The 20,380-nt window shown below is 73.8% G+C and carries 19 protein-coding genes; 11 read left to right on the top strand and 8 right to left on the bottom strand.

The genetic code is table 11. The annotated features are described in order from the left end of the window. Positions 1-124: 124 nt before the first annotated feature. From FYW95_RS16880 to FYW95_RS16890, 3 genes are read right to left on the bottom strand one after another with little or no spacing between them, the layout of a single operon-like run. The gene (locus tag FYW95_RS16880) at positions 125-1,282 is read right to left on the bottom strand and encodes an acyl-CoA dehydrogenase family protein (RefSeq protein ID WP_159942289.1); all 1,158 of its coding nucleotides are present in this window, start codon (positions 1,280-1,282) and stop codon (positions 125-127) included. Continuing rightward, positions 1,279-3,378, bottom strand: coding sequence for an ATP-binding protein (locus tag FYW95_RS16885; RefSeq protein WP_159942288.1), 2,100 nt, complete (start codon positions 3,376-3,378; stop codon positions 1,279-1,281). The genes FYW95_RS16880 and FYW95_RS16885 overlap by 4 nt, the downstream gene beginning before the upstream one ends. Before the next feature lie 7 nt (positions 3,379-3,385). Continuing rightward, positions 3,386-5,011, bottom strand: a complete 1,626-nt coding sequence (locus FYW95_RS16890) for a carboxyl transferase domain-containing protein (RefSeq protein ID WP_370462374.1) — start codon at positions 5,009-5,011, stop codon at positions 3,386-3,388. A gap of 99 nt (positions 5,012-5,110) precedes the next feature. Here FYW95_RS16890 and FYW95_RS16895 point away from each other — a divergent pair, with 99 nt between their 5' ends. Next, complete coding sequence (locus FYW95_RS16895) at positions 5,111-5,689, top strand: SACE_7040 family transcriptional regulator (protein WP_159942287.1); 579 nt, start codon at positions 5,111-5,113, stop codon at positions 5,687-5,689. A 211-nt stretch (positions 5,690-5,900) separates the two neighbouring features. Here FYW95_RS16895 and FYW95_RS16900 read toward each other — a convergent pair whose 3' ends face one another. Continuing rightward, positions 5,901-6,305, bottom strand: coding sequence for a hypothetical protein (locus tag FYW95_RS16900; protein ID WP_159942286.1), 405 nt, complete (start codon positions 6,303-6,305; stop codon positions 5,901-5,903). Between the two features lie 276 nt (positions 6,306-6,581). Here FYW95_RS16900 and FYW95_RS16905 point away from each other — a divergent pair, with 276 nt between their 5' ends. Next, positions 6,582-7,961, top strand: a complete 1,380-nt coding sequence (locus tag FYW95_RS16905; protein ID WP_159942285.1) for an NAD(P)/FAD-dependent oxidoreductase — start codon at positions 6,582-6,584, stop codon at positions 7,959-7,961. A 96-nt stretch (positions 7,962-8,057) separates the two neighbouring features. On the opposite strand, the gene FYW95_RS16910 is transcribed toward FYW95_RS16905, so the two are convergent. Continuing rightward, positions 8,058-8,348, bottom strand: a complete 291-nt coding sequence (locus tag FYW95_RS16910) for a metal-sensitive transcriptional regulator (RefSeq protein WP_160050556.1) — start codon at positions 8,346-8,348, stop codon at positions 8,058-8,060. Positions 8,349-8,598: 250 nt separating this feature from the next. Here FYW95_RS16910 and FYW95_RS16915 point away from each other — a divergent pair, with 250 nt between their 5' ends. The 4 genes from FYW95_RS16915 to FYW95_RS16930 all read left to right on the top strand — a co-directional run bounded on the left by FYW95_RS16915 (position 8,599) and on the right by FYW95_RS16930 (position 12,542). Then, positions 8,599-8,844 carry a DUF2630 family protein gene (locus FYW95_RS16915; RefSeq protein WP_159942283.1) on the top strand — a complete coding sequence of 82 codons (246 nt, stop codon included), beginning with the start codon at positions 8,599-8,601 and terminating at the stop codon, positions 8,842-8,844. 104 nt (positions 8,845-8,948) lie between these two features. Then, positions 8,949-9,575: a DUF4126 domain-containing protein gene (locus tag FYW95_RS16920; RefSeq protein WP_159942282.1), complete on the top strand. Its 627-nt coding sequence runs from the start codon at positions 8,949-8,951 to the stop codon at positions 9,573-9,575. Between the two features lie 69 nt (positions 9,576-9,644). Then, complete coding sequence (locus FYW95_RS16925; protein ID WP_160050557.1) at positions 9,645-10,319, top strand: HAD family hydrolase; 675 nt, start codon at positions 9,645-9,647, stop codon at positions 10,317-10,319. A gap of 228 nt (positions 10,320-10,547) precedes the next feature. Beyond that, positions 10,548-12,542, top strand: a complete 1,995-nt coding sequence (locus FYW95_RS16930; protein WP_160050558.1) for an acetoacetate--CoA ligase — start codon at positions 10,548-10,550, stop codon at positions 12,540-12,542. A gap of 82 nt (positions 12,543-12,624) precedes the next feature. On the opposite strand, the gene FYW95_RS16935 is transcribed toward FYW95_RS16930, so the two are convergent. Further along, complete coding sequence (locus tag FYW95_RS16935) at positions 12,625-13,173, bottom strand: hypothetical protein (protein WP_159942279.1); 549 nt, start codon at positions 13,171-13,173, stop codon at positions 12,625-12,627. A gap of 121 nt (positions 13,174-13,294) precedes the next feature. On the opposite strand from FYW95_RS16935, the gene FYW95_RS16940 reads away from it, so the two are divergent. Next, positions 13,295-14,566, top strand: coding sequence for a heparan-alpha-glucosaminide N-acetyltransferase domain-containing protein (locus FYW95_RS16940; RefSeq protein ID WP_236567738.1), 1,272 nt, complete (start codon positions 13,295-13,297; stop codon positions 14,564-14,566). On the opposite strand, the gene FYW95_RS16945 is transcribed toward FYW95_RS16940, so the two are convergent. Continuing rightward, entirely contained in the window at positions 14,544-15,230 is a 687-nt protein-coding gene (locus tag FYW95_RS16945; RefSeq protein ID WP_159942277.1) for a hypothetical protein, read from the bottom strand. The two genes, FYW95_RS16940 and FYW95_RS16945, sit on opposite strands and share 23 nt — an antisense overlap. Positions 15,231-15,239: 9 nt before the next feature. After that, positions 15,240-15,839: a GNAT family N-acetyltransferase gene (locus tag FYW95_RS16950; protein ID WP_159942276.1), complete on the bottom strand. Its 600-nt coding sequence runs from the start codon at positions 15,837-15,839 to the stop codon at positions 15,240-15,242. A gap of 356 nt (positions 15,840-16,195) precedes the next feature. Between FYW95_RS16950 and deoC the strand changes: the two genes are divergently transcribed. The 4 genes from deoC (at position 16,196) to FYW95_RS16970 (ending at position 20,374) form a co-directional block, all read left to right on the top strand. Further along, on the top strand, positions 16,196-17,143 hold the full coding sequence (deoC, locus tag FYW95_RS16955; protein WP_159942275.1) for a deoxyribose-phosphate aldolase: 948 nt from the start codon (positions 16,196-16,198) through the stop codon (positions 17,141-17,143). A gap of 7 nt (positions 17,144-17,150) precedes the next feature. After that, complete coding sequence (locus FYW95_RS16960; protein WP_159942274.1) at positions 17,151-18,581, top strand: aldehyde dehydrogenase family protein; 1,431 nt, start codon at positions 17,151-17,153, stop codon at positions 18,579-18,581. Next, complete coding sequence (locus FYW95_RS16965; RefSeq protein WP_159942273.1) at positions 18,574-19,503, top strand: aldehyde dehydrogenase family protein; 930 nt, start codon at positions 18,574-18,576, stop codon at positions 19,501-19,503. The genes FYW95_RS16960 and FYW95_RS16965 overlap by 8 nt, the downstream gene beginning before the upstream one ends. 73 nt (positions 19,504-19,576) lie before the next feature. Continuing rightward, positions 19,577-20,374 (top strand): purine-nucleoside phosphorylase, encoded by a 798-nt coding sequence (locus tag FYW95_RS16970; RefSeq protein WP_159942272.1) that lies wholly within the window; start codon positions 19,577-19,579, stop codon positions 20,372-20,374. The last annotated feature ends 6 nt before the right edge of the window (positions 20,375-20,380 follow it).

Below are 20,380 nucleotides of genomic sequence, written 5' to 3' on the forward strand. Positions count from 1 at the left end.
GTTCCCGGGCCCTCCGGGGCGGGGTCCGGGCGCCCGCGGTGCGCGAACACCGCGGGAGCCCGAACCCGCTTCGGACCTCCGGCGCGCTCCGGGCCCCGCGGGCCCGGGCCCCTCCGGAGAACGGTCAGGCGGGCAGGCCCAGCTCCCGGGCGATGAGCATCTTCTGCACCTCGCTGGTGCCCTCGCCCACCTCCAGGATCTTGGCGTCGCGGTAGAAGCGGCCCACGGCGTAGTCGTTCATGAACCCGTAGCCGCCGAACACCTGCGTGGCGTCGCGCGCGTTGTCCATGGCCGCGTTGGAGGCGACCAGCTTGGCGATGGCCGCCTCCTTCTTGAACGGCTCGCCCGCCAGCATCCGCGAGGCCGCGTCGTAGTAGGCCAGCCGCGCGGTGTGCGCCCGCGCCTCCATCTCGGCGATCTTGAACTGGATCGCCTGGTAGTGGCCGATGGGGTTGCCAAAGGCGCTGCGCTCGTGGGCGTAGCGCACGCTCTCGTCCACGCAGCCCTGGGCCAGGCCCACCGACAGCGCCGCGATGGCGATGCGGCCCTCGTCCAGGATCCGCAGGAACTGGGCGTACCCGCGCCCGCGCTCGCCGACGAGGTTGGCCTCGGGCACCCGGCAGTCCTCGAAGACCAGCTCGTTGGTGTCGGAGGCGTTCCAGCCCACCTTCGAGTACTTCTGGCCCACCGAGAAGCCCGGCGTTCCGGCGGGCACCAGGATCGAGGAGATCTCCGGGCGCCCGTCCCCACGCCTGCCCGTCACGGCCGTCACGGTCACCAGCGCGGTGATGTCCGTGCCCGAGTTGGTGATGAAGGACTTGGTCCCGTTGATCACCCACTCCCCGCCCTCCAGGCGGGCCGTGGTCCGGGTGGCCCCCGCGTCGGAGCCCCCGTCCGGCTCGGTCAGGCCGAACGCGCCCAGGGCCTCGCCCGAGCACAGCCGGGGCAGGTAGGCCTTCTTCTGCTCCTCGGTGCCGAACCGGTAGATGGGCATCGCCCCCAGGGACACGCCCGCCTCCAGGGTGATGGCCACAGAGGAGTCCACGCGGGCCAGTTCCTCCAGGGCCAGGCACAGCGCGAAGTAGTCGCCGCCCATGCCCCCGTGCTCCTCGGGGAAGGGCAGCCCGAACAGGCCCATCCGCCCCATCTTGGCGATGACCTCGTACGGGAAGGCCTCGCGCTCGTAGTAGTCGCCGATGACCGGGGCGACCTCGGTGCGGGCGAACTCCTCCACGGCGGCCCGCAGGTCGGCGTGCTCGGTGGAGAGCTGGTGACGGTTCATGGCTGGTGCTCCTCGCTGGTGGCGGGGGAGGACGCTTCCCGGGTGTGGGCGGACGCGTCCCGGACGGGTTCGACGGTGACCAGGAGGGCGTCCATGGGTACGGACGCGCCCGGGCGTACCGCCACGGCGGTGACGGTCCCGTCGACGGGTGAGGTGACGGAGTGCTCCATCTTCATGGCCTCGACGACGGCGAGCGGGGTACCCGCGCCCACCGTCTGCCCCACCTCCACCGCGACGGAGAGCACCGTCCCGGGCATGGGGCTGCGCACGGTCCCGTCGGCGGCGGCGTCGTCCGCGCGCAGCGCCGAGGCCACGGGCTCCTCGTGCAGGGTCCACGCCCGGCCCCCGGCCCCCAGCCACCGGTGCGCGGTGGCGGGGTCGTCGGCGCGCGTGTAGGTGCGGGTGCGGCCCGCGTAGGTGACCGTGAGCCGCGTGCCGTCGGCCGAGCGGCGGGCCCGGGCCGCGACGGGCCCGTCCGACGCCTCGGCCCCCTCCACGCGCACCAGGTAGGAGCCGGGCGGGCCGTCGCGGCGCACCCGGACGACGGCGGAGTCGTGCCGGGGCGCCCGCAGCCGCCAGGGCGTCCACGCCGGAGCTCCCATCCGCCACCCGTCGGGGGTGGCGAACCGGTCCGCTGAGGCCGCGCCCTCCAGGTCCAGCTGGTGGTCCAGGGCCGCCGCCGCGTACACCTCCTCCGGCAGGGCCGACGGCGCGGGCTCGGGCGGGTCGGTCTCGATCAGGTCGGTGCTCAGGTCCCCGGCCAGCACCCGCGGGTGGCGCAGCAGGCGGCGCAGGAACGCGGTGTTGGTGACGCACCCCAGCAGCACGTAGCCGCCCAGGGCCGCGTCCATCCGGCGCAGCGCCTCGGCCCGGTCCGGCCCCCAGGTGATCACCTTGGCCAGCATCGGGTCGAAGGCGGAGGTCACCTCGCCGCCCACGGCCACACCCGAGTCCACCCGGGCCCCGGCGGGCTCCTCCAGCGCCAGGACCGGACCGCCGGTGGGCAGGAAGCCCCGGTCGGCGTCCTCGGCGTAGATCCGCGACTCCACGGCGTGGCCCTGCCAGGACACGTCCGCCTGGCCGAAGGGCAGGGGCTCGCCCAGCGCCACCCGCACCTGGAGCTCCACCAGGTCGACGCCGCGCCGCCCGCGCACGGCCACGACCTCCTCGGTGACCGGGTGCTCCACCTGGAGGCGGGTGTTCATCTCCAGGAACGAGAAGGACAGCCCGCCGTCCGCGTCCGCCTCGGCGATGAACTCCACCGTGCCCGCGCCCACGTACCCGCAGGAGCGGGCGGCGGCCACGGCGGCCTCGCCCATGGCGGTGCGCTGCTCCTCGGTGAGCAGGGGGGAGGGCGCCTCCTCCACCACCTTCTGGTGGCGCCGTTGCAGACTGCACTCGCGCTCACCCAGGTGGAGCACGGTGCCGTGGCCGTCGGCCAGGACCTGCACCTCGATGTGCCGGGGGCGCTGGACCAGCCGCTCCACGAGCAGGGTGGAGTCGCCGAAGGCGGCCCGGGCCTCCCGGCGCGCGGCGGCGGCGCTGGCGGCCAGGTCGTCGGGGGAGTGCACGGCCCGCATGCCCTTGCCGCCGCCTCCGGCGGAGGGCTTGATGAGCAGCGGGTAGCCGGTCCGCGCGGCGGCCTCCAGCAGTTCGCCGTCGTCCAGGGGCTGCCCGGGCTTCTCGGTGAACCCGCCCAGCACGGGCACCCCGGCGGCGGCCACCGTGTCCTTGGCGCGGATCTTGTCGCCCATCGCCTCGATGGCCGCCGCGGGCGGGCCGACGAAGACGAGCCCGGCCTCGGCGCAGGCCCGCGCGAAGTCGGCGTTCTCGGACAGGAAGCCGTAGCCGGGGTGCACCAGGGTGGCGCCGCCCTCCAGGGCCGCGGCCACGATCGAGGAGGCGTCCAGGTAGCCCTCCACCCGCAGCGCGCGGTCGGCGGCCAGGGTGTGCGGGGCGTCGGCGTCGGCGTCGGTGTACACCGCCACCGAGCCGAGGCCCATCCGGCGCAGGGTGCGCAGGATCCGCAGCGCGATCTCGCCCCGGTTGGCGACGAGCACCGTCGCGGGGGTCAGGGGTCGTGTCGTGGTGGTCAAGGGTTCCTCACATCCGGAAGACGCCGTAGCCCACCGGGTCCAGGGGCGCGTGGCGGGCGGCGGACAGGGCCATGGCGAGCACGTCGCGGGTGTCGACGGGGTCGATCACGCCGTCGTCCCACAGCCGCGCGGTGGAGTAGTACGGGCTTCCCTGCTCCTCGTACTGGTCGCGGACCGGCGCCTTGAAGGCCTCCTCGTCCTCGGCCGACCACTCCTCGCCGCGCGCGGCGAGCTGGTCGCGGCGCACCGTGGACAGCACCGAGGCGGCCTGTTCGCCGCCCATCACCGAGATCCGCGCGTTGGGCCACATCCACAGGAACCGGGGGGAGTAGGCCCGGCCGCACATGCTGTAGTTGCCCGCGCCGAAGGACCCGCCGACGACCACGGTGAACTTGGGGACGCGGGCGCAGGCCACGGCGGTGACCATCTTGGCGCCGTGCTTGGCGATGCCGCCCGCCTCGTAGTCCCGGCCGACCATGAACCCGGAGATGTTCTGCAGGAACACCAGCGGCACGCCGCGCCGGTCGCACAGCTCGATGAAGTGGGCGCCCTTGAGCGCGGACTCGGCGAAGAGGATGCCGTTGTTGGCCACGATCCCGACCGGGTGGCCGTGGATGTGGGCGAAGCCGGTGACCAGGGTGGTGCCGTACTCGGCCTTGAACTCGGTGAACTCGCTGCCGTCCACCACGCGGCCGATGACCTCGCGCACGTCGTAGGGGGTGCGTGTGTCGGCGGGCACGACCCCGTACAGCTCGGAGGGGTCCAGCGCGGGAGGACGGGGTTCGCGCACCTCCCAGGCGGGGGGTCCGGGCGGGCCCAGGGTGTCGGCGATGCGCCGCACGATCGTCAGGGCGTGGGCGTCGTCGTCGGCCAGGTGGTCGGTGACCCCCGACACCCGCGAGTGCAGGTCGCCGCCGCCCAGCTCCTCCGCGGTGACGACCTCGCCGGTGGCCGCCTTGACCAGGGGAGGGCCGCCCAGGAAGATCGTGCCCTGTTCGCGGACGATGACCGCCTCGTCGCTCATCGCCGGGACGTAGGCGCCGCCCGCGGTGCACGAGCCCAGCACCGCCGCGATCTGCGGGATGCCCAGCCGCGACATCGTGGCCTGGTTGTAGAAGATCCGGCCGAAGTGCTCGCGGTCGGGGAACACCTCGTCCTGCATGGGCAGGAACGCGCCGCCGGAGTCGGCGAGGTAGACGCACGGCAGGCGGTTGTGCAGCGCCACCTCCTGCGCGCGCAGGTGCTTCTTGACGGTCATCGGGTAGTAGCTGCCGCCCTTGACCGTGGCGTCGTTGGCGACCACGACCGTCGGGCGGCCCATGACCCGCCCCACGCCCGCGATCATGCCCGCTCCGGGGGCGTCCTGGCCGTCGGCGCCGTAGAGCCCGTAGGCGGCCAGGGGGGCGATCTCCAGGAAGGGGGAGCCGGGGTCCAGCAGGAGGTCGACGCGGTCGCGCGGCAGGAGCTTGCCGCGTTCGACGTGCCGTGCCCGGGTCTTCTCCGGGCCGCCCAGGGCCGCGGTGGCGATCCGCTCGCGCAGCTCCAGGGCGAGGGCGCGGTTCGCCGCGTCGTTGGCGGCGAACGCGGGCCCGGCGGTGTCCACCGCCGTGCCGAGCACAGGTGCCCTGCTCATGGTGTCCTCTCGTGGAGGGTGTTAATGCTCACTAACATCTGCGATGTTAGTAACTACTAACATGGGTGTCCAGGGCCTGGAGGAACACGGGGAGGGGCGATGTCGGTCAGAGGGCGGCGCCGGATCGCGATCCTGGGCGCGGCCGCGCGGCTGTTCGCCGAGCGCGGCTACCGGGGGGTGTCCATCGACGACCTCGGCCGCGCCGTCGGCACCACCGGCCCCGCCCTGTACCGGCACTTCGCCGGCAAGCAGGCCCTCCTGGGGGAGGTGCTGGTGGACGTCAGCGACCGGCTGGCGCACCAGGGCCGCGAACGGGTGGCGCGCGCGACCGGACCGGAGGAGGCCCTGGACGCGCTGCTGCGCGGGCACATCGCCTTCGCGCTGGACGAACCCGACCTCATCACCGTGCACGACCGGGAGCTGGGCAACCTCACCGACACCGACCGGCGCCGGGTGCGCCGCCTGCAGCGCGGCTACGTGGAGCAGTGGGTGGGGGTGCTCGCCCGGCTGCGCCCCGACGCCCCTCCCGCCGTGCTGCGCGCCGCCGTGCACGCCGTCTTCGGCCTGCTCAACTCCACCCCGCACAGTCGGGGGGAGCTCTCCCGCGAGCAGATGGCGGAGCTGCTGCTGGACATGGGCCGGGCCGCGCTGACCGTGCCCGCCGCCCTCCCGCGCTGAGGTATCCGCCGGGGGCCCGCGCGCCCCGCGCCCCGCCGCCCCGCGCCCCGCCGTCCCGGGGCCGCCGCCCCTCAGCGGGCGCGGACCCCGGAACCGGCGCTGGTCGGCCCGACGCGGACCGGTTCTTGGCCGGAAGCTGTACCGGACCCCGGACAGACGGCGGAGGGCGGGCCGTCCGCGGACGGCCCGCCCTCCCCGCCGGCGCGGTGCGCTACGGCGTCATGCCCCCGAAGTCCGGGGTCCCCTGCGCCGGGCCCTGCGACCCGGTGCCCTGCTGTCCGGGGACCTGGCCCCCGGGGAACTGCCCGGGGGTCTCCTCCGGGGCGGTGGCGTCCTCGGGCGCCCCCTCCTCCGGCGCGGTGGTGTCCCCCTGCGTGTTCGGGACGTCCGCCGGAACGGGGTCGGCGTCGTCCTCGGGGTCGGACGTCGGAACGGTGGTGCCTCCGCCCGAACCCCCCTGGCCCAGCAGGTCCTGGAGGACCATGCCGAGGACCCCCTGGAGCGGGCGCTGCTGCCCGCCGGCGGCCTCCGGTACGTCGGCGAGGGCGGCCCCCGCGCCGGACAGGGCCAGCGCGGCGGCCAGAGCGGTGGTGGTGGCTCTGGTGAACGAACGCATACGCGTTCACGGCTCCTCTCGTGTCGCTTCCATGCCGTACAGTTATAATTCTGTTACATAAAGTGTCCACGCGTCACGTACCAGCCGTTTCCCGGGAGTTTCGGGGGCTTCCGGGCGGCCCCGACCGGGTTCGGCGGAGGCGGAGGCCCCCGGAGCGCCCCGGGCGCCGCGCTCCGGGGGATCCGGGGCGCCACACATTCGCCGCGGTGAAGTGGGTAGTGCAGCGACGACGGCACACAGACGTCCCGCCCCACGACACGGAGAGGAGCGCTGTCTATGTCCCGGCCTCGGATCGTGGTGGTCGGCGCGGGTTTCGGTGGACTGCACACCCTGCGCCAACTCGAACGCCGTATCCCCGTGGGTGCGGCCGACATCGCCCTCGTGGCGCCGCACGACTACATGCTCTACAGCCCGCTGCTGCCCCAGGTGGCCTCGGGGCTGCTCACACCCCAGTCGGTGGCCATGTCGGTGCACCGGCTGACCAGGCAGACCCGGCTCGTCCCCGGGCACGCCGTCGGCGTGGACACCCGGGACCGCGTGGTCATCGTCTGCCGGCCCACCGGCGAACTCGCCCCGGTCCGCTACGACCGCCTGGTCCTGGCCCCGGGAGGGGTGACCCGGGCCTTCGACATCCCCGGCCTGACCGAGCACGCCTACGGGGCCAAGACCCTGGCCGAGGCGGTGCTCCTGCGCGACCACGTGCTCGCCCAGCTGGAACTGGCCAACGACAGCCGCGACCCCGCCGAGCGGGAGGAGCGCTGCCGCTTCATCGTGGTCGGGGGCGGCTACACCGGCGTGGAGACCGCCGCCTCGCTCATGCGCCTGTGCGAGGAGGCGGCCCGGCGCTACCCGGAGCTGCGTTCGGTGATCCGCTGGCACCTGGTCGACATCGCGCCCAAGGTGCTGCCCGAGCTCGGCGACCGCCTGGGCCGCAAGGCGCTGGACATGCTGCGCTCCATGGGCATCGAGGTCAAGCTCAAGGTGAGCGTGCGCGAGGTGACCGCGGACAAGGTGGTCCTCACCGACGGCCGAGCGCTGCCCTGCCGCACCCTCATCTGGACGGCCGGGGTCTCGCCCAGCCCGCTGATGCAGACGCTGGACAAGCCCACCCAGAAGGGCCGCCTGGAGGTGGGGTCGGATCTGCGGGTACCCGGCCTGGACGACGTGTTCGCGCTGGGCGACGCCGCGGCGGTGCCCAACCTCTCGCACGAGGAGAGCGCCTACTGCCCGCCGACGGCGCAGTACGCCACGCGCCAGGCGGCCACCGCCGCCGAGAACGTGGTCGCCTCCGTCCTGGGCCGTCCGCTGAAGGAGTTCCGGCACCGGGACCTGGGCCTGGTGGTGGACCTGAGCGGGAACGACGCGCTGGCGCGCGTCATGAACATCGAGCTGAGCGGGCTGCCCGCGCTGGGGGTGACGCGCGGCTACCACACGCTCGCGGTGCCCTCCGCGACGGCTCGGGCGCGCATCCTGGCCAACTGGGCGATCCGCAAGTTCACCGGCGGCGACATCTCCCGGCTGGGCTTCGCCGACCAGGGCAGGCCGTCCTCGTTCGTGGCCAACGAGGCGGTCGACTACCTGGACGCGCAGAGCTCGCGCCGCGAGGGGGCGCGCCTGCTGGACAACCTGAGCCAGCGCTACGGCGACGGGGAGTGAGGCCCCGCGCCGCCCGTACCCGTCGGCCGGCCGTCCCGCGCGGCTGGCCGACACGCGCGGGCGGCCGCTCCTCCGTACACCCCGGACGGGGGGCCCTCAGGAGCGGACCAGGCGGGCGATCGCGTCGGAGGCCTCGCGCACCTTCTCGTCCGCCTCGGTGCCGCCGTTGGCCACGGCGTGGGACACGCAGTGCTTGAGGTGCTCGTCGAGCATGGACAGCGCGAAGGACTGCAGCGCCTTGTTGGCCGCCGAGGTCTGGGTCAGGATGTCGATGCAGTACTGGTCGGACTCCACCATCCGCTGCAGGCCGCGGATCTGCCCCTCGATACGGCGCAGCCGGTTGATGTGACTCTGCTTGTCGTTACTGTAACCGTGGGTCGCAGCCATGCTTCCGCTTCCGTGTCGTTCCTGCTCAGATGCCATTACCATACCCCCTCGCGGTATCCAACCGCCGGGGGTGGGAACGCATTCCGCCGGTGCGCGCCGCCCGGGCGCGCGTCGCCGCCAATACGACCGTAGTAGGAGTTTCCCAGACGAAGGGAAAACCGGGCACCATCCGTAAACACCGCGTCCGCTCCGGGCAACCGGAAGGCGGGGGTCCTTGCCCGCGAGCCCGTCCCGCACCGACCATGGCGGTATGACTGACAGCGCCGAGAACGACATCATGGCCACCATCCGGGGACTCATCGACGAGGAGCACGCGCTGCGTTCCAGCTCCGACGGCCTGGACCCGCGCGAGCGCTCTCGCATGAAGGAGGTCGAGCAGGCCCTCGACCAGTGCTGGGACCTGCTCCGTCAGCGCCGGGCCCGCAGCGAGTTCGGTCAGGACCCCGACGAGGCCGAGGTCCGGCCCGCCTCCGAGGTCGAGAACTACCGCCAGTAGACCCTGGGCGAAACCCCGCGTGCTCCGCGCGCGTCAGAGCGGGTACACCGGCGCCGGGGCGGGGCCGGCACGGCCCCGCCCCCTCGGAGCACACAAGGACACGCATGTTCGCCACACTCACCGGCCTGGGCCTGGCCTCCGCGGCCGGGCTCAACGCCTACATCCCCCTCCTGGCGGTCGGGCTGCTCGCCCGCTTCACCGACCTTGTCCCGCTCGGTGAGTCCTGGCAGTGGCTGGAGCACCCCGTCACCCTGGCGACCCTCACCGTGCTGCTGGCCGTGGAGTTCACCGCCGACAAGGTGCCCGCCCTGGACAGCGTCAACGACCTCCTGCAGACGGTGGTGCGCCCCACCTCCGGCGGCGTCACCTTCGGCGCCGGGGTCTCCTCCGTGCGGCTCGACGAGGTCACCGCGGCCTCCGGAGCCACCGCGGGGGACGGCGTCTCGTGGGGGCCGGTGGTGGCGGGCGCGGTCGTGGCCCTGCTCTTCCACCTGGCCAAGTCCCTGGCCCGGCCGCTGGCCAACACCGTCACGGGCGGGTGCGCCGCCCCCGTCGTCTCCTTCCTGGAGGACGTGGTCAGCGCCGTCTCCTCACTGCTGGCCCTGCTGCTGCCCGTCCTCATCATCGTGGTGTTCCCGCTCATGGCGGCGGCCGGGGTGTGGGCGGCCCGGCGCGGGCGCCGCCTGCGCGCGCGACGGCGGGAGGCGGCGGCGGAGGGAACCTCCCCCTAGGACAGGAAGAGGACGAGGTGGCGTAAAACGCATACCCTGACCGGGGCGGGTGCCCGTAAAGTGCGGTCAATGGCTGAGACGACTTTCGACCGACGCGACATCACCCACATCGTCTGGGACTGGAACGGCACCCTCCTCAACGACAACCACGCCAATCTCGCCGCGGTGAACGCCGTGTGCGAGCTCTTCGGGCGCGATCCGGTGGAGATGGACTACTGGCGCTCCTTCTTCCGCCGCCCCCTCCTCCCCTGCTACGAGGAACTCCTCGGACGCACCCTGGCCGAGGGCGAATGGGAGCGGATGGAGAGGCTCTACGACAGCAGCTACCTGGAGCACCTGCCCTCCTGCGACCTGACCCCGGGCGTGCCCGACGTGCTGCACGAGTGGTCCCGGGGCGGGGGCACCCAGTCCCTGCTGTCCATGGCCTCGCACGGCCACCTGGTCCCGCTCGTCGAGGAGCGCGGCCTGACCCCGCACTTCACCCGCGTGGACGGCCGCCAGTTCGAGACCGAGCACGACTCCAAGGCCGAGCACCTGGTACGCCACCTCGACCACCAGGGCATCGACCCCTCCCGGGTCGTGCTGATCGGCGACATCGACGACGACGCCCGCGCCGCCCGCGAGGCCGGGGCCTCCGTCATCCTGGTGGCCAGCGGCCTGATGTCGCGCGAGCGCCTGACGGCCACCGGCGCCCCCGTGGTCGACTCCCCGGTGGCCGCCGTCGCCGCGCTGCGCGGAACCTGACATCCGGTCGTCGGACCCCCGGACCGGGCGTGTCAACGGGGGGCCGCCACGCTTCGGCGCCCCCTCGGAGTGGGCCTCCCACAGTCCGGACGGCTTCCCGGGTGACCTGCGCACTCGTCGCCCGCCCCGGTCCCCTCCACCCCCGGGCCGGGGCGTCCCCGCCTCCGCGGTGTGTTGTTAGATGGGTCTCACACCAACGCACAGCCACGTGAATGGGAAGGCGGGCCAATGACGGAGAGCAGCGTGCCCCGTGTGCTCTGGCAGCCCGACGAGGAGAGGATCGCCTCCTCCAACATCGTCGCGTTCGCCAGGTGGGCCGCGGAGAACAAGGGGGTCCGGGCCTTCGGGGAGGGGGGAACCGACCCCCGCTCCTTCGACTACGACTCCCTGTGGCGCTGGTCGGTCACCGACATCGACGGGTTCTGGGAGTCGGTCTGGGAGTACTACGGCGTGCGCTCCCACACCCCCTACCAGAGGGTCCTGGGCGCGCGGACCATGCCCGGCGCCGAGTGGTTCCCCGGCGCCGCACTCAACTACGCCGAGCACGTCTTCGAGGGCCGCGACGACGACCGCGTGGCCATCCGGCACGCCACCGAGCTGCGCCCCCTGGGGGAGTGGACCTGGGGCGAGCTGCGCCGCCGCACCGCCGCGATCGCGGCGGGCCTGCGCGAACTCGGGGTGGGACCCGGCGACCGCGTCGTGGCCTACCTCCCCAACCTGCCCGAGACCGTCGCCGCGTTCTACGCCACGGCCTCCCTGGGCGCCGTGTGGTCCTCCTGCTCCCCCGACTTCGGCGTGCGCAGCGTCATCGACCGCTTCGCGCAGATCGAACCCACGGTCCTGCTCGCCGTCGACGGCTACCGCTACGGAGGCAAGGACTTCGACCGCCTGCCCGTCGTGGAGGAGCTGCGCGCGGCCCTGCCCACCGTCCAGCACACCGTCCTGCTGGACTACCTCCGCCCCGGCCGGACCCTGGAGGGCACCCTGCCCTGGGAGCGGCTGGAGGACTCCGGCGCCGGAGCCGACCTGGAGTTCACCCCCGTCCCCTTCGACCACCCCCTGTGGGTGCTCTACTCCTCGGGCACCACCGGCCTGCCCAAGGCCATCGTCCAGGGGCACGGCGGCATCCTCCTCGAACAGCTCAAGAACCTGCACCTGCACCTGGACGCCCGGGAGCACGACCGCGTCTTCTGGTTCACCACCACCGGCTGGATGATGTGGAACTTCCTGGTCAGCGTCCTGCTGACCAGGGCCTCCATCGTCCTGTACGACGGCAGCCCCGCGGCACCGGACATGAACGCGCTGTGGGACCTGGCCGCCGACGCCGGGATCACCGTCTTCGGCACCAGCGCGGGCTTCCTCTCCTCCTCCATGAAGGAGGGCGTCCACCCCCGCCGGGGGCGCGACCTGTCCGCGCTCAAGGCCATCGGCTCCACCGGATCCCCGCTCAGTCCCGAGGCCTTCGCCTGGGTCTACGAGGAGTTCGGCTCGGACCTGTGGCTCTTCTCCACCTCCGGCGGCACCGACGTGTGCAGCTGCCTGGTCGGCGGCACCCCCACCCTGCCCGTCCACGAGGGCGAGATCCAGTCTCGCGCCCTGGGCATGGCCGTCGCCTCCTGGGACCCCGACGGCAAGGAACTCGTCAACGAGGTCGGCGAACTCGTGGTCACCGAACCCGCCCCCTCCATGCCCCTCTTCCTGTGGGGGGACGACAGCGGCGAGCGCCTGCGCGACAGCTACTTCTCCGTCTACCCGGGCGTGTGGCGCCACGGCGACTGGATCACGATCACCGACCGCGGCACCGCCGTCATCCACGGCCGCTCCGACTCCACCATCAACCGCGGCGGCGTGCGCATGGGCACCAGCGAGATCTACCGCGCCGTGCTCGCCCTGGACGAGGTCGTCGACGCCCTGGTCGTGGACGTGCCCCAAGCCGACGGCTCCTCCCGGATCGAGCTGTTCACCGTCCTGCGCGAGGGCGCCGACCTGGAGGGCGACCTGCCCCAGCGGATCGCCCGCCGCATCCGCTCCGACTGCTCCCCCCGGCACGTGCCCGACCGGGTCCGCGCCATCGCCGCGGTGCCCCGCACCCTGTCCGGAAAGGTCCTGGAGGTACCGGTCAAACGCATCCTCATGGGCGAGGACCCCGAGCGCGTCGCCAGCCGCGACTCCCTGGCCAACCCCGAGGCCCTCGACGCCTTCAGCGCCCTCAAGGACGCCTAGGAGCGGGGAGGGCCCGTACGGGCCCTCCCCGCCGCCCGCAACCCGGAACCGGCGGTCCGCCCCGCCCGCCGGTCCGGGCCGGTCACCTGCGCATGCCCGGCGTGGGCGCGTACACCGCCGAGCACGCGAGCACGCACGCCAGCCCACCGGCGGCCATGGCGGGCCCAGCGCCCAGCGGCGGGGCGACCAGCCCGGCGCGGATGTTGCCCAGGTGCGGACCGGCGATCCCGACCGCCAGCTCCAGGGCGCTCACCCGGCCGCGCACGCCCTCGGGCGTGGCGGACTGCACCAGGACGCCCCGGCTCACCACCGACCACGTGTCGGCGGCCCCCGCCAGCGCCGCCACCGTCGCGCACCGGGCGAGGATCACGGCCCGGGCGGCGCGGGCGCGGTCGACGGTGTCGATGAACGCCATCCCGACGGGCACGGCGACGAACCACGCCAGCGCGCTCACCAGGCCCAGCGCGCCGACCGTCACGGTGGACCGGGGCAGCTCCCACACCGCGAAGGTCGCGGCGAACACCGTGAACTGCCCGCACAGCGCCGAGGCGGCCGACCCGAGCCAGAACCGGCGGAAGCACGGCACCTCCCGCAGCGGCGCCACATCCAGCAGGAAGCGCGAGGAGGGCATGCGCCTCATCGTGGAAGTCCGGGAGTCCCCGGGGGATGCCGCCGCCCGTGGCCGCCTCCGGCCATCCACAGGCGGAAGGAGCGCTGTCGCCACCGGGCCGCGGGGGCATAGCCTGGCGGTCGTGGCACAGAACCAGTCAGACGACACCTCCGCCCCGGTCCAGGCCGCGCCCCCGGGCGGCGCGCGCATCGACGGCATCGACGCCGCGCGCGCCCTCGCGGTCTTCGGGATGTTCATCGTCCACCTCGGCGTGGACTCCATGGGCCTGCTCTCACCCGAGGACTACGCCTGGGACGTGCACAGCGTCGTGCGGGGCAACTCCTCGGCCCTGTTCGCGCTCCTGGCGGGGGTCTCCCTGGCCATCATGACCGGGCGCACCGCGCCCGTCAGCGGCGACCCGCTGCGCCGGGCCGCCGTGCGCATCCTCGCCCGCGCCCTCCTCATCGGCCTGCTCGGCCTCATGCTGGACCTCATGGCGGTCCCGATCGCCATCATCCTCACCTACTACGCGGGCTTCTTCGTCCTGGCGCTCCCCCTGGTCCGACTGCGCGCGGGGGCCCTGTGGGCGGTGGCGGGCGTCCTGGCGGTCCTCGGCCCGCCCGTCTCGTTCCTGCTGCGGGACGCCTTCTTCCCGCCCGTGCCGCGCACCGGGGCGGTCACCTCGTTCACCGAGTTCTTCCTGACCGGCTACTACCCGGCGGTCACCTTCATGGTCTACGTGTTCGCCGGCATGGCCGTGGGCCGCACGGACCTGACCGCCACCGCGGTGCGGCTGCGCCTGCTGGCCACCGGGGCGGCCCTGGCCGTGGTCGGCCACGTCGGCCCCTGGCTGCTGCTGTACCGGCTGGGCGGCCTGGACCGGCTGGTGGAGGCCAGCGGCCCCGGCCTGACCGGCCTGCCGCCCGGCACCTTCACCGACCCGGCGGTGCTGGAGGAGGTGCGCTACGCGGTGACCGACGAGATGAACTCCATCTCCGGCCAGGTGCCCACCGACTCCTGGTGGTGGCTGGCGGTCGGCACCCCGCACACCGGCACCACCTTCGAGATGGCCGAGGCGGTCGGCCAGGGGCTCGTCGTCCTCGTGGCGTGCGTGTTCCTGTGCGAGCGCCTGCGGATCCTGATGTACCCGCTGACCTCGGTCGGCCGGATGCCGCTGTCGGTCTACACCGGACACGTCCTGGCCCTGGCGGTGGTCATCTCCGTGACCGGCTACGACTGGCACCAGCCCTGGCTGCTGGAGCAGTTCATCCTCGTCTCGCTGGCCCTGGCCACCCTGTGGCGGCTGGTCGTGGGCCGGGGGCCGGCCGAGCTCGTCCTGGCCGAGGCCGCCAACGGCGCGGTCGCCCTGGTGGAGGAGCGCAGGGCTGCGGTCAGCGGTCGTTCCGGCGGGTGATGTTGGCCGAGGTGCGGTCCCGGTGGGCCAGGGAGTCGGTGGTGGTCCGGGTGCTCTGCCGCATGAGGCGGCGCGCGTCGTCGGCCGCGGACCGGGCCACCGCCGGGCTGGCCACCGGCCGCTGGGAGACCTCGGCGTCCTCGGGCAGGCCGATGTCCACCGGCAGGCCCGCCCGGCCGATCACGCGCAGCTGGGCCGCCTCCTGCGACTGCGAGGGCCGGATGTCGCCGTCGGGGGTGCGCCAGGCCTTCATGCGGGCTCGCAGCCAGTCGGTGCCCTGGTACCCCTCACCGCTCGGCCAGGGCACGCCGTCGGGGCGGTGACCCAGGGCGTGCAGCACGTCGGCCACGGTCCACCCGGCCGAGAAGAACCGCGCGGTCTCCTGGCGCAGCACCCGGAAGTCCACCCGGCGCAGCGAGGCCTCCTCGCGGCGCAGGGTCTCGCAGGCCTCGTGCACGGCGCGCGGCGTGTGCCGGGGGCGGTGCAGCGGGTCGGCCTCGGGCCGGCGCAGCAGCGCGTCGTCCACCGTCACGATCACCTCGCCGCGGCGGTTGTCCCAGATGCTGACGTCCTCGCGCGCCCACCCCTGCGACTCGGCCAGGGCGGTCGCCATCCTGCGCAGGTCGATCCGCTCGTCATCGCTACTGATCCGCAACTCCGCCATGCCACCAGACTAGGCTCTGTCGGTTCGTGCGGCGTCGCCCCGCGGATCCAGGGGGCGGACCATCACCAGCTGCGGCTTCCCCGCCTCGTCCACGTGCCGGTGCCCGGTGAAGGCGAAACCGGCGCGGCGGTACACCTGCGCCGCCGCCCGGTTGGCCTCGTCGACGCACAGCACCAGCGTCGTGGCGTGCGGCGCCACCTCGGCGGCCAGCCGGTCCAGCAGCGGTGCCGCGCACACGGTCCGGCCCACGCCCCTGCCCTGCCAGGCGGTGGTGACGTAGAAGGCGCGCAGCAGCACGGCGCGCGCCGGGTCGGGGACCAGGTCGCGGGTGTGCACGGCCCGGTCCAGGACGCCGAAGCCCGCGCAGGCCTCCCGCGCGGTGCCGGCGTCCAGCGGGCCGGCGACGACGGCGAAGGGTGTGCGCGCCGGGTCGGCGTCGGCGGCGGGCAGGGTGGTCACCGGAAGCCCCACGTGCCCCCGCTGGCCCGGCGGCAGGCGGTGCCGCAGCACGGTCCGCCGCAGCAGGTCCACCTCGGCGGAGTCCCCGTCCAGGCGCACCAGGCGCACCCCGGGTCTGTCGCCCTCCGCGTCGCTCCGTCCGATCTCCATCGGCGGCCTTCCCCTCTCGTGTGCGGACCAGTCTGACATCCGTGCCGGAGGCGGCAGGGGAGTGGTCCGGTCTAGACCGCGGGGTCGCCCGGCGGGGCCGCCGCGGCGTCGCGAACGCCGCTTTTCCGGCCTCCGGAGGCTGGAATTGGACCAAAGCACGACGCGGGCCGGTGGAGCGGTTTGGAGTCTTCTCCAACCTTGGACGGCGCGGTCCGCGCGGATGCTGACGCCGCCCCCGCCCGGCGTTAGGGTGACTGCCTGACGGCCGGGGCCACCCGCCTGCGGGCCGTGTCGAACACCCACCGTTCCCGCTGGTCGCAGCGGACGGAACGGCCATTGAACCGATCGAGCTGTAGGTGCCCGTGCCCCACACCGCATTCGCGCCCGAGGCGACGACCAACCGCGAACTCCGGGCCTTCCTGCACGGACTCCCGGGCGTGGACGAGGTCGGCGCGCGCGCCCGCGCCCAGGACCTGTCCACGCGGTCCATCAAGACCACCGCCAAGGCCGAGGCCATCGACCTGGCCATCAGCATGGTGGACCTGACCACGCTGGAGGGAGCCGACACCCCCGGCAAGGTCCGCGCCCTGTGCGCCAAGGCCGCCCACCCCGACCCCACCGACCGCACCGTGCCCCGGGTGGGCGCCGTGTGCGTCTACCCCGACATGGTGGCCACCGCCGTGGAGGCGCTGCGCGGTACCGGGATCGGCGTGGCCTCGGTGGCCACCGCCTTCCCCTCCGGCCGGGCGCCCATGGAGGTCAAGCTCGCCGACACCCGCCGCGCCGTCGCCGACGGCGCCACCGAGATCGACATGGTCATCGACCGCGGCGCCTTCCTGTCCGGCGACTACCTCAAGGTCTTCGAGGAGATCGCCGCGGTCAAGGAGGCCTGCGGCACCGCGCACCTGAAGGTCATCCTGGAGACCGGTGAGCTCGTCACCTACGACAACGTGCGCCGCGCCTCCCACCTGGCCATCCGGGCCGGGGGCGACTTCGTCAAGACCTCCACCGGCAAGGTCTCCCCGGCGGCCACGCTGCCGGTCACCCTGGTCATGCTGGAGGCGGTCCGCGACCACCACGCCGACACCGGTAGGCGCGTGGGCGTCAAGCCCGCGGGCGGCATCCGCACCACCAAGGACGCCATCCGCAACCTGGTCCTGGTCAACGAGGTGGCCGGCCCCGAGTGGCTGACCCCCGACCTGTTCCGCATCGGCGCCTCCAGCCTGCTCAACGACCTGCTGATGCAGCGCACGAGGCTGTCCACCGGCACCTACCCGGGCCCCGACTACTACACGCTGGACTGAGAACGCCGTGACCTTCGAGTACGCGCCCGCCCCGGAGTCCCGCTCCGTCGTCACCCTGCGCGAGACCTACGAGCTGTTCATCGACGGTGCCTTCACCCCGGCCGAGGGCGGTGAGTACCTCACGACCGTCAATCCCGCCGACGAGACCAAGCTCGCCCAGGTGGCCGTGGCCGGGCCCGCCGACGTGGACCGGGCCGTGGCCGCCGCACGCCGCGCCTACGAGACCGTGTGGAGCCGGATGCCCGGCGCCGAGCGCGGCAAGTACCTGTTCCGCATCGCCCGCATCCTCCAGGAGCGCTCGCGCGAGCTGGCCGTGCTGGAGTCGATGGACAACGGCAAGCCCATCAAGGAGACCCGCGACGTCGACCTGCCCCTGGTCGCCGCGCACTTCTTCTACCACGCCGGATGGGCCGACAAGCTCGCCCACGCCGGGCTGGGCCCCGACCCGCGCCCCCTGGGCGTGGCCGCCCAGGTCATCCCGTGGAACTTCCCGCTGCTCATGCTCGCGTGGAAGATCGCCCCGGCCCTGGCCACAGGCAACACCGTCGTCCTCAAGCCCGCCGAGACCACCCCGCTCACCGCGCTGGCCTTCGCCGAGATCTGCCAGGAGGCCGACCTGCCCCCGGGCGTGGTCAACATCCTCACCGGCGCGGGCGAGACCGGCCGCGCCCTGGTGGAGCACCCCGGCACCGACAAGGTGGCCTTCACCGGCTCCACCGAGGTCGGCCGCCAGATCGCCCGCGCGGTCGCGGGCACCGGCAAGCGCCTGACCCTGGAACTGGGCGGCAAGGGCGCCAACATCGTCTACGACGACGCCGCGCTCGACCAGGCGGTCGAGGGCGTCGTCTCGGGCATCTTCTTCAACCAGGGCCACGTGTGCTGCGCCGGGTCCCGGCTCCTGGTACAGGAGTCCATCGCGGAGGAACTGCTGCCCCGGCTGAAGGCCCGGATCTCCCGGCTGCGGCTGGGCGACCCGCTGGACAAGAACACCGACATCGGGGCGATCAACTCCGCCGCCCAGCTGGAGCGGATCCGGGAACTCACCGACACCGCCGAGGCCGAGGGCGTCCAGCGCTGGTCGCCCGAGTGCGCCCTGCCCGGGAGCGGCTACTGGTTCGCGCCCACCGTCCTGACCGGGGTCAGCCAGTCACACCGGGTGGCCCGCGAGGAGATCTTCGGCCCCGTGCTCTCGGTGCTGACCTTCCGCACCCCCGAGGAGGCCGTGGCCAAGGCCAACAACACCCCCTACGGCCTCTCCGCCGGGGTGTGGACCGAGAAGGGCTCGCGGATGCTCTGGACCGCCGAGCGCCTGCGCGCCGGGGTGGTCTGGTCCAACACGTTCAACAAGTTCGACCCGACCAGCCCCTTCGGCGGCTACAAGGAGTCGGGATACGGCCGCGAGGGCGGGCGGCACGGATTGGAGGCCTACCTTGGCTGAACGGCGCACATCCCGCAGGACGGCCAGGGCCGCGGAGGGCGGGCCCCCCGCCCGCCTGGCGGTCCGCAAGACCTACAAGCTCTACCTGGGCGGGGCCTTCCCCCGCTCGGAATCGGGCAGGAGCTACCCCGTGACCTCCGCCAGCGGCCAGCACCTGGCCAACGCCTCGCTCGCCTCCCGCAAGGACGCCCGCGACGCGGTGGTCGCCGCGCGTAAGGCCTTCGGCGGCTGGTCGGCGCGCACCGCCTACAACCGCGGCCAGGTCCTCTACCGGGTCGCCGAGGTGCTGGAGGGCCGCCGCGCGCAGTTCGCCGCCCAGGCCGTCGCGGCCCAGGGGCTGTCCCCGGACCTGGCCGACCGGGTGGTCTCGGCCGCCATCGACCGGTGGGTGTACTACGCGGGCTGGACGGACAAGGTCGCCCAGGTGCTCGGCGGCGCCAACCCGGTCGCGGGCCCCTACTACAACCACTCGGCCCCCGAGCCCACCGGCGTGGTCGCCGTCCTCGCCCCCCAGGACGCACCCCTGCTCGGCCTGACCAGCGTGCTCGCCCCGGTGATCGCCACCGGCAACACCGCCGTGGCGGTCACCTCCGAGACGGCCCCGCTGGCCGCCGTCGACCTGGCCGAGGTACTGGCCACCTCCGACCTGCCCGGCGGCGTGGTCAACCTGCTCACCGGCCGCGTGCCCGAACTGGCGCCTCACCTGGCCGCGCACGCCGACGTCAACGCCCTGGACCTGACCGGCGCGGGCGACCTGGCGGTGGAGCTGGAACGGGAGGCCGCCGCCACCCTGACCCGGGTGCTGCGCCCCGGCCCCGAGGCCGGGGGAGGGGAGGAGGCCTGGCTCGACCCCGACCCGGGCACCGCGCGGATGACCCCCTTCCTGGAGACCAAGACCGTCTGGCACCCCGTCGGGGTGTAGGGCCCGCCCGCGAGGAGGGGGCGCGCCCGCGGGACGCCCCCTCCGCGCCGCACCAACGGAAACGGAGACACTTGTGACTGGCACACCCCAGGCCGCCGCCGAGGAGGCCGCGGACGCCCTGCGCTCGCGCACCGGTGTGGATTCCTACGACGTCGCCCTGGTCATGGGGTCGGGCTGGGCGCCCGCGGCCGACCTGCTCGACGGCGCGGGGCGGGAGGTGCCCCTGGCGGAGCTGCCCGGCTTCGTCCCCCCGGCGGTGGAGGGCCACAGCCCCGTCCTGCGCAGTGTCACCGGCCAGGGCCGCAACGTGCTGGCCTTCCTGGGCCGTACCCACCTGTACGAGGGCCACGGCACCGACGCCGTCGTGCACGGCGTGCGCACCGCGGTGGCCGCCGGGGCCACCACCGTCGTGCTGACCAACGCCGCGGGCGGCATCAACCCCGCCTACCCCGTGGGCTCGCCGGTGCTCATCGCCGACCACATCAACATGACCGCGCTCTCGCCCCTGAGCGGCGCGCACTTCGTCGACCTCAGCGAGACCTACGACCCCTCCCTGCGCGCGCTGGCCCGCTCGGTCGACCCCGGCCTGCCCGAGGGCGTGTACGCGGCCATGCCCGGCCCGCACTTCGAGACCCCGGCCGAGATCCGCATGCTCAGCGCGATGGGCGCCGACCTGGTCGGCATGTCCACCGTGCTGGAGGCCATCGCCGCCCGCGCGGCGGGCGCCCGCGTGCTCGGCCTGTCCCTGGTCACCAACGTCGCCGCCGGTCTCACCGGCGCCAACCTCGACCACGAGGACGTGCTGGCCACCGGTCGGGAGTCGGCGGGAACCGTCGGCCGCCTGCTCGCCGACATCGTCGCCAAGCTCTGAGGGGAC

The organism is Nocardiopsis sp. FR4 (assembly GCF_009830945.1).
Taxonomy (GTDB): domain Bacteria; phylum Actinomycetota; class Actinomycetes; order Streptosporangiales; family Streptosporangiaceae; genus Nocardiopsis.